The organism is uncultured Actinobacillus sp. (genome assembly GCF_945915845.1).
Classification (GTDB): Bacteria; Pseudomonadota; Gammaproteobacteria; order Enterobacterales; family Pasteurellaceae; genus Exercitatus.
On record NZ_CAMEFX010000023.1, the window covers coordinates 21107 to 29349 of the forward strand.

The 8243-nt window shown below is 38.4% G+C and carries 4 protein-coding genes; all 4 read right to left on the reverse strand.

Translation table 11 applies throughout. The annotated features are described in order from the left end of the window. Positions 1 to 21: 21 nt before the first annotated feature. On the reverse strand, positions 22 to 1875 hold the full coding sequence (gene sppA / locus Q0O89_RS06705; RefSeq protein ID WP_293730944.1) for a signal peptide peptidase SppA: 1854 nt from the start codon (positions 1873 to 1875) through the stop codon (positions 22 to 24). 125 nt (positions 1876 to 2000) lie between these two features. After that, entirely contained in the window at positions 2001 to 5021 is a 3021-nt protein-coding gene (locus tag Q0O89_RS06710; protein ID WP_293730938.1) for a type I restriction endonuclease subunit R, read from the reverse strand. 197 nt (positions 5022 to 5218) lie between these two features. Beyond that, positions 5219 to 6580, reverse strand: a complete 1362-nt coding sequence (locus Q0O89_RS06715) for a restriction endonuclease subunit S (protein WP_293730940.1) — start codon at positions 6578 to 6580, stop codon at positions 5219 to 5221. 13 nt (positions 6581 to 6593) lie between these two features. Continuing rightward, the coding region (locus Q0O89_RS06720; RefSeq protein WP_293730941.1) for an N-6 DNA methylase at positions 6594 to 8243 on the reverse strand (1650 nt) is incomplete at its 5' end.

An 8243-nucleotide genomic window follows, 5' to 3' on the forward strand; every position in this document is an offset into this window, starting at 1 on the left:
AAGCAGTAAAAGAAAAATAATTTATTTCACTGTACGGCAATTTAAACAATATAAATATTGCCCTTTAGGATCGTTGAATTTTGTTAACTGACCTAATTGCTTTTGAACATCACGGACTTCTTTCGGCAAACCTATTACATCTGCAATCACCGCTTTCGCTTCTTGCTTAAAATGACTTAAAAAGGCATGCATACCGGTGGGTTCTTCCGTTAACCAAATCATAGAATAAGCCATATCATCGGGTTTAGTGGATAATTTAGCATCGGCTAATTCACTGGCTTTTTCAAATGCACGATGAATATCGCCTAATTCATCCACTAATTGATGCGTTAAGGCTTCTTCCCCTAGCCAAATTTGCCCTTGCGCTAATTTATCCACGGCGGTTTTAGACAGTTTACGCCCACGGCTCACCACCTCTAAAAAGGCATCATAACCATGCTCAATTTCCACTTGAAATAAATCCCCCACAACTTTAGGTAAAGGCTGTAAACCATCCACATTCGCAAAGGCGGAAGTACTCACACCATCTGTTGAAATACCAACCTGTTTGAGTGTCTTCTCAAAGGTCGGAAACATTGCAAAAATTCCGATAGATCCTGTAATAGTATTTTTATCCGCAACAATGTAATCTGCCGTACTGGAAATCCAATAGCCACCGGAAGCGGCCATATCCCCCATTGAAACCACAACCGGTTTCCCTAATTTTTGTAACTGCTCAGCTTCTTGACGAATTTTTTCCGAAGCAAAAGCACTGCCTCCGGGACTATTTACACGCAGAATCACCCCTTTAATACTGTCATCAAACTGTGCTTGCTGTAATAATTTGACAATACTATCGCCACCGACATTTTCTTCATCAGAGTCACCGTCAATAATCGCCCCTTCCACGTTAATTACCCCAATATTATTTTTCGCTTTCATCCCCGTTAATCGGTCAGGCAATGCGCTCAAATAGGTTTCAAAATCCACATTTTGAAACGCGTTATCCTCATTTTTACCAAAAAGTGCGGTTAACTTGTCCTGTAATTCGGAAGATGTTGCCAAATGGGTGACAAGCTTACGCTGCATCACGTATTTTGTACTATCCCCACCTAATGCGGTTAGCTCTTTCAAATATTGAGCGGTTTCAGGTAATACCGCTTGTTCTGAGATCCCACGATGTTCCGCAACACCACGCTGATAATTACGCCACATTTTAGTGAGCCAGCGAGTCATATTTTGTTTCGCTTCAGGAGACATATCATCACGCAAAAAGGGTTCAACTGCCGATTTATAGGTTCCCACACGGAAAATATGCGGCGTGACCTCTAACTTATTCAGCATGGTCTTAAAATAAAGATTCTGCGCGGATAAACCTTGAATATTCACATTCCCCACCGGGTTTAAATAAATTTCATCGGCAAAACTGGCTAAATAATATTGCCCTTGAGAGAAATTATCCCCATAAGCAATCACGGGCTTATTGGATTGCTTAAATGCCATAATCGCCTCGCCCACATAATCTAGCGCGGGTAAATCCGCCCCTTCAAAATAATTCAAATCCAGCACTAATCCTTTAATGCGAGCATCATTTTGCGCATGATTAATGGCATAAACCACATCAAAAGTAGAAATTTTCATCGGTACAGATTGCCCATTAATTTCTTGAAGTGCGGTCTGCCACGTCATATTTTCATCACGATTATCCGCCAAATAACCGTTTAAATTCAGCAACAATGCCCCTTGATCGCCGACTAATTCCGTCTTGCTTTTACTGTTCATGCTCAAACTAAACACTGTAATAGCCAGCAACAGAAAAATAAGAAAGAAAATATTCATCACTACATCACGAAGAAAATTTAACCCTTTCCAACAAAATTTAACGAAATTCCAAATAAGTTTCATAACTATCCTATAAAAATAAATTGGTTGCGCCAATATAACAAAAAAGACACTAAATTTCAGTGCCTTTTCGCATTACTAACTCGTTGCTTTAAAATATTTATAAATACTCTATTCCACTACACCCCTAACGCCATCTGTAAACTTTGCGTCCAAGCAGTTTTAAATGCAGGATCTTTCGCAAACAACTTATACAACTCCAATTCATCGCGATGACGTTCGCTCATCACATCACGTAAAATTTGCTCAAAAGCGATACCTCTTGTATGAATATCGGGATTATTTTTATATTTCTGCTCAAAATCTTTATGGCTACGAATACGATCGGCAATGTTTAAGAACTTCACTCGTTGCTCTTCTGGTGTCGCGCCCCAACCTTGAAACCATTTTTCATTGAAATTATGGATAATTTCATCAATCGGATCTTTGGCTTTATCGTCTTGATGCGCGCCACGCGGATTGGAATTTTGTGGATCAAGTTCCGTTTCTTCATCGTCCAAACGAATACGATGATTTAATTTCGTTCTCGCCAAACCATAAGAACTTAAATCCACTGCATTGAGAATTTCATCCATTTCATCACTCGGATCTTGTACTTTCAATTTCGGTACTAAGAATTTTAAGAACCAAAACAATTTTTCCCACGCAACTTGCTCAAAAGGAATAATGGCGGCCATTTGCCCATAAATTTTTAAAAACTGTTTCGCCTTAACTTTAAAATCGATTTTTTCTGCTTGCTCCAAGCCTAATTCCAGATCAAAACGATTAACTGCCACATCAATGATGCTACTTAACTGCTGAACATCTAGATTGGTAAAATAACTTTCCGTAAAGCGATTGACTTCCTCTTGTTCATACACCCCGACTTCATCTAATTGCGTTTTCAACTCGTGTAACACATTGACATCGGTGGCTTGAGAAAGCGTAGTAGAAGTATAAAAAGGATCAAATGCAGCCTTAATCTCTTCCGTATCATTAAAGAAATCCAACACAAACAGATCTTCGGTTCGTTTACCCAACTTATCCGCACTACGATTTAAGCGAGACAATGCTTGAACACACAATACTCCTGTCAGTTTCTTATCCACATACATCGTGCATAACTTCGGTTGGTCAAAGCCTGTTAAGTATTTATTCGCCACCACCAACAAGCGATACTCATCTTTATCAAAATAATCTTTGGTATCGCTTTCGGTAAAACCGTTCATTTCCGCTTCGGTATATTCCACGCCGTCCACCACTTTACTGCCAGAAAACGCAATCACGATTTTAAACGGATTACCTCGCTCATTGAGCAAGCGGTTTAACGCTTTAAAATAGCGAATTGCCGTTTCAATATTTTGCGTCACCACCATACCTTTAGCTTTACCTTTTAATTTTTTACGGTTAAAGACTTGGCTAATAAAATGCTCCAGCATCACTTCCGCTTTAATATCAATGGTTTGCTGAGAACGCTCCACATAGGCTTTTAAACGTTTTTGTGCTTTTTTGCTATCAAATTCAGGATTATCTTCAATCGATTTTTGAATTTCATAGAAACTGCGATAAGTGGTGTAATTGGCAATTACATCTAAAATAAAGCCTTCTTCAATCGCCTGTTTCATAGAATACAGATGAAACGGTTTAAATTTGCCGTCTGCTTGTGGTTCGCCAAATTTTTCCAAAGTAGTATTTTTCGGCGTTGCCGTGAAGGCAAAATAAGAGGCATTGCCACGCATTTTGCGTGCTTGCATCGTTTTTAAAATCAGATCTTGTGCTTCTTCAAGCTCATCACACTCTCTACCCATCGCTCTATTCATATTATCGTGTGCTGAGCCAGATTGTGAACTGTGTGCCTCATCAATAATGACCGCAAACTGTTTATCACTTAAATCGGCAATGCCGTCCACAATAAATGGGAATTTTTGAATGGTGGTGATGATAATTTTCTTCCCATTTTCTAAGGATTCTCGCAATTCGGCTGAACTCATTGCCGGCGCAATAATGTTTTTAACCTCAGAAAACTCCTTGATATTGTCGCGTAACTGTTTATCTAACAAACGGCGGTCTGTTACGACAATGACACTATCAAATATCGGTCGATCAAATGCTCTGCCATTGGAAGCGGTTTGATTTTGTGGATAGGCTTCAATTAACTGATAGGCAAGCCAAGTAATCGAATTGGATTTGCCTGAACCTGCCGAATGTTGAATTAAATAACGTTTACCCACACCATTTTGCCCTGTGTGTTCAATCAAGCGACGAACCACTTCCAACTGATGATAACGAGGGAAAAAGAGTGTACGTTTTTCCAACAAATCTTTGCTTGAACCATCTAAACGAACAAAATGTTGAATGATATTGACAAGGCTTTGTTTGGTAAAAATCTCTTGCCAGAGATAAGCGGTGCGGTGTCCGTTTGGATTCGGTGGATTACCCTTGCCCTGATTATGTCCTTTATTAAACGGCAAAAAGAAAGTATTTGCCCCAGCAAGCTTGGTTGCCATAAAAGCTTCTTCGGTATCCAAAGTAAAATGCACCAAACAACGTCCGAATTGTAATAAGGTTTGTGATAAATCACGGTTGCGGTATTGCTTCTGCCCATCATAACGAGCGGTTTGCCCTGTCCAATGATTTTTTAATTCAAGGGTAACAATCGGCAAGCCATTAACAAACAACACCATATCAATGGTTTCGCCACTGCTACGAGAGTAAGGCACTTGGCGCATACAGCTAAATATATTCTGTTCAAAACGCTGTTTTACCTTTTCGCCACTACTGGCAAGGGGAACAGGATAAAGCAAATCAAAATGAGCATTATCGATATCCAAGCCTTTTTTCAACAGTTGCAACACACCATATTTTTTCAAACTACGATCCAAGCGTTCTAAAATTTTTCGCTCCCAATCATTTGGATTCAGTTGTTGAAAACGTGCCAACTCCTCTTTTTGACTGCTTTGCAAAAAAGCCCAAAACAGACGCATATCCAATGCAAAGTGCGGATCAAAATCTTGCGAAAATCCCAGCTGAAAGCCGTGATGTTTGGTTAAATAGCGCCCAGCTGGTTCATTTAGCTGATTAACTGCTTGCTCCCGACAAGTGCCTGTTAAGGCTTGTTCAATGGCTATTTCTAAATCTTTTTCTTTCGTACTTGTTACCATTTTGATTGTCCTTATTTGCAAAAAATGGATTAAATCCGACCGCTTGTGTATAAAATCAGTTTTACACCGAAAGCGCAAATACGTGCTCAGTACCCAAATCAATAACGTTTTTGTAGGGACGCCACGCTTGGCGTCCATTGCTAAGACTGAGCATGATTTATGTTTATGGACGCCAAGCGTGGCGTCCCTACATTTAATTATGCCACCTTCTCTTTTCCCGTGACCACATCGTTAATCAACACCGTTTTATACTCTTTGAGCTTATCGATTTGTTGCTGTTTGAGTTGGATTGCGTGATCGATTTTTGCGGTTTTCTCGTCTAAATAGTGGGCAATGGCGGTTTGTTCGGAAAGTGGGGGAAGTGAAATTGGTAAATTATTTACATATTCTTGCTTTAAATTAATGCGAGTAAATCCACGAGCAACCATTGCAAAATAATTTCTAATATTTTGACTTAAAAATAAATAATTTAAAAATTTTGGTAATAATTCATTTGTTTTTGTAGTTCTAAATGCCTTACAAAAAGAATTTAAATATAACTCATCATCATTACCTAGATATAAAGAACTTTTTGCAATATCTTCTAATGTTTCACTGCTCATTAAAAACAGAATATCATTATTTATAACTGCATTTTGCTTTTCAAAAAAATTTATTCTTACATATTGATAATTTGAAGTATCAATAATGAAGTTATTACAAATATTAGTAAACGGAATAAATGGCTTTAACTTTTGATTGTCTTTAAATTCTTTTGAAAAATCATCTCCTGATTTTCCGTTAATCCCTGCGTAAATAAAACCAAAATGTTTTAACTTTTTAATTTCCCAATGGCTTGGCACTTCGCCCAACCATTCCACGCCCGAATCTTTGAATTTAACCTGTGGATTAAGTCCTTTGGTTACGACATTTTGGATCAAGATTTGTTTATGCTCTTTGAGTAGCTCAATTTGTTTTTCTTCGAGCATAATCGCTTGATCGATTTTAGCGTTTTTATCGTCAAGGTATTGGGCGATTTTTTGTTGTTCCAAAATTGAAGGTATTATAACTGGTATATCATTTATATACTCTTGCTTAATATTTACTCGAGTAAATCCTCTGCCAACAGTATTAAAATAATTTCTATATACCTTACTACCGATAAGGTAATTTACAAAAATAGAATTGTAGCCAGAAGAAATCCTAAAACCTTTGCAAAAAGAATTTAAAAAACTATTTTTTTCTAATAAGTAAACTGAAGATTTAGCAATATCTTCTAGAGTCTCACTACTCATTAAAAAAAGTAAATCATTCTTTTGAACGATATTTTGCCTTTCTATTTCTGTTGTCCTTACATATTGGAAATTCTCTTCTTTAATCTGACTAAAATTACATATTGTTGTAAATGGGATAAATTCTTTAAAACCATTTTTATGATCCTTTGAAAAATCATCTCCTGATTTTCCTGTAAGCCCTGAATAAATATACCCTATATGTTTTAGTTTTTTTACTTCCCAATGACTAGGCACTTCGCCCAACCATTCTACGCCTGAAGTTTTATAACTTTCATATCTGTTCATTTGCAAAAAATCCTTAAAATCTGACCGCTTGTAAATCTCCCAAAATCTCACCAATCAAACCATCGGCTTGTTTTTCTAAGGCAAGAATATCCTGTGCTACTTCGGCAAGACTGCGGAGCGGTTTGTGGCGGTAGAAGTATTTGTTAAAGCTGATTTCATAGCCGATTTTAACACTCTCTAAATTGATCCACGCTTCACTCACGTGCGGTTTTACTTCGGCTTTAAAGTAGTCGTGAATAGCTTGTTTGAGCGGTACGCTTTCGCTGTCGCGTAAATCGCTACTGCTTTCATATTGGATAAATTCGCCCGCCTTTTCCGTTGGAAAATAGCCGAAATCCGCCAATTCAGACATCTGGCATTGATAGCGTTGGCAAAGAGTTTCCAGCTCGTTCAGTTTTAATTTCACGGTTTTCGCAATCACTTTTTCTGCGGTTTCGTTATACCAACTTACCGCATTTAAAATGGTATTTTTTTCTGTGACAGAGAGTTTGATTTGTTTGGTTTTTAAGACGTTTTCCACCTGTTGTTTAAACAGGTTGAAATCATCAAATTGCTGTTCGCCAAAATGCTCAAACAGTTGCGTTGCGGTATGAAACAGTACGGTAGATTTTTCCCAAGTTTTTATATCCAATAATTTCGCTTTGGTTTTATTATTTAAGGCAATGCCCTGTTCTTCACACCAAGCGGTGATTTCTTTGTCGGTTTTTGCTAATACGTCTGCTTGATAAATTTGCTCGCCATATTGTTGATATAAATATTGCATTGGTTCAAACAAGGCTTTATCAAAACGCAAAGTGGCGATATTGTCGGCGGTAAATTGTACGCTACGGCGATCTGGACGTTCAATAGTCACTTTGTAATAGCCAAAGTCTTGGTTATCAAAGATTTTTGTAGCAAACTCGCCCTCTTGTTCGGTAAAAGCTAAATAGGTTTGCGTGATTTGAGCGATATGCTCTGGGGAAAATTCACAGTTTTTATCACCTAAATTTTTACGCAATTTGCGGAATAATTGGCTTGCCTCAATCAGTTGCACTTTTCCTTTACGCTGTTCAGGTTTGTTGTTATTGAGTAACCAAATGTAAGTGGTAATGCCTGTGTTGTAAAATAGGTTATTCGGCAGTTGCACAATGGCATCGAGTAGGTCATTTTCAATAATATAACGGCGGATATTGCTTTCCCCCGAACCTGCATCGCCTGTAAATAAGCTGGAACCGTTGTGTACAGAGGCAACACGGCTACCAATTAAATTGTCTTTCGGCGATTTCATTTTATTGACCATTTCCATGAGAAACAGTAATTGTCCATCGCTTGAACGTGGTGTGGCATCTACGGTTTCTATATCGCCCCAATAATCAGACAATGGCACTTTAAAGCGGTCGTCAATGACGCTGTTGCCGTCTTTGATATAGCTTTGATCACTACTCCAACTTTTTCCATAAGGTGGGTTGGAAAGCATAAAATCGAAATATCTGCCTTGGAAGGTGTCTGTTGAAAGGGTTGAACCGACTTTGATGTTTTGTGGGTCGTTACCCTTAATCATCATATCGGATTTACAAATAGCGTAGGTTTCGTCATTGATCTCTTTACCAAAGAGAATTATGCTTCTGGCTGGCTGGCTGGCTGGCTGGCTGGCTGGCTGGCTGGCTGGCTGGCTGGCTGGCTG

What these genes read in the sequence shown, in the direction of transcription:
- Q0O89_RS06710 (WP_293730938.1), bottom strand. Translation starts at nt 5,021, where the DNA reads ATGGTAACAAGTACGAAAGAAAAAGATTTAGAAATAGCCATTGAACAA.
- Q0O89_RS06715 (WP_293730940.1), bottom strand. Translation starts at nt 6,580, where the DNA reads ATGAACAGATATGAAAGTTATAAAACTTCAGGCGTAGAATGGTTGGGC.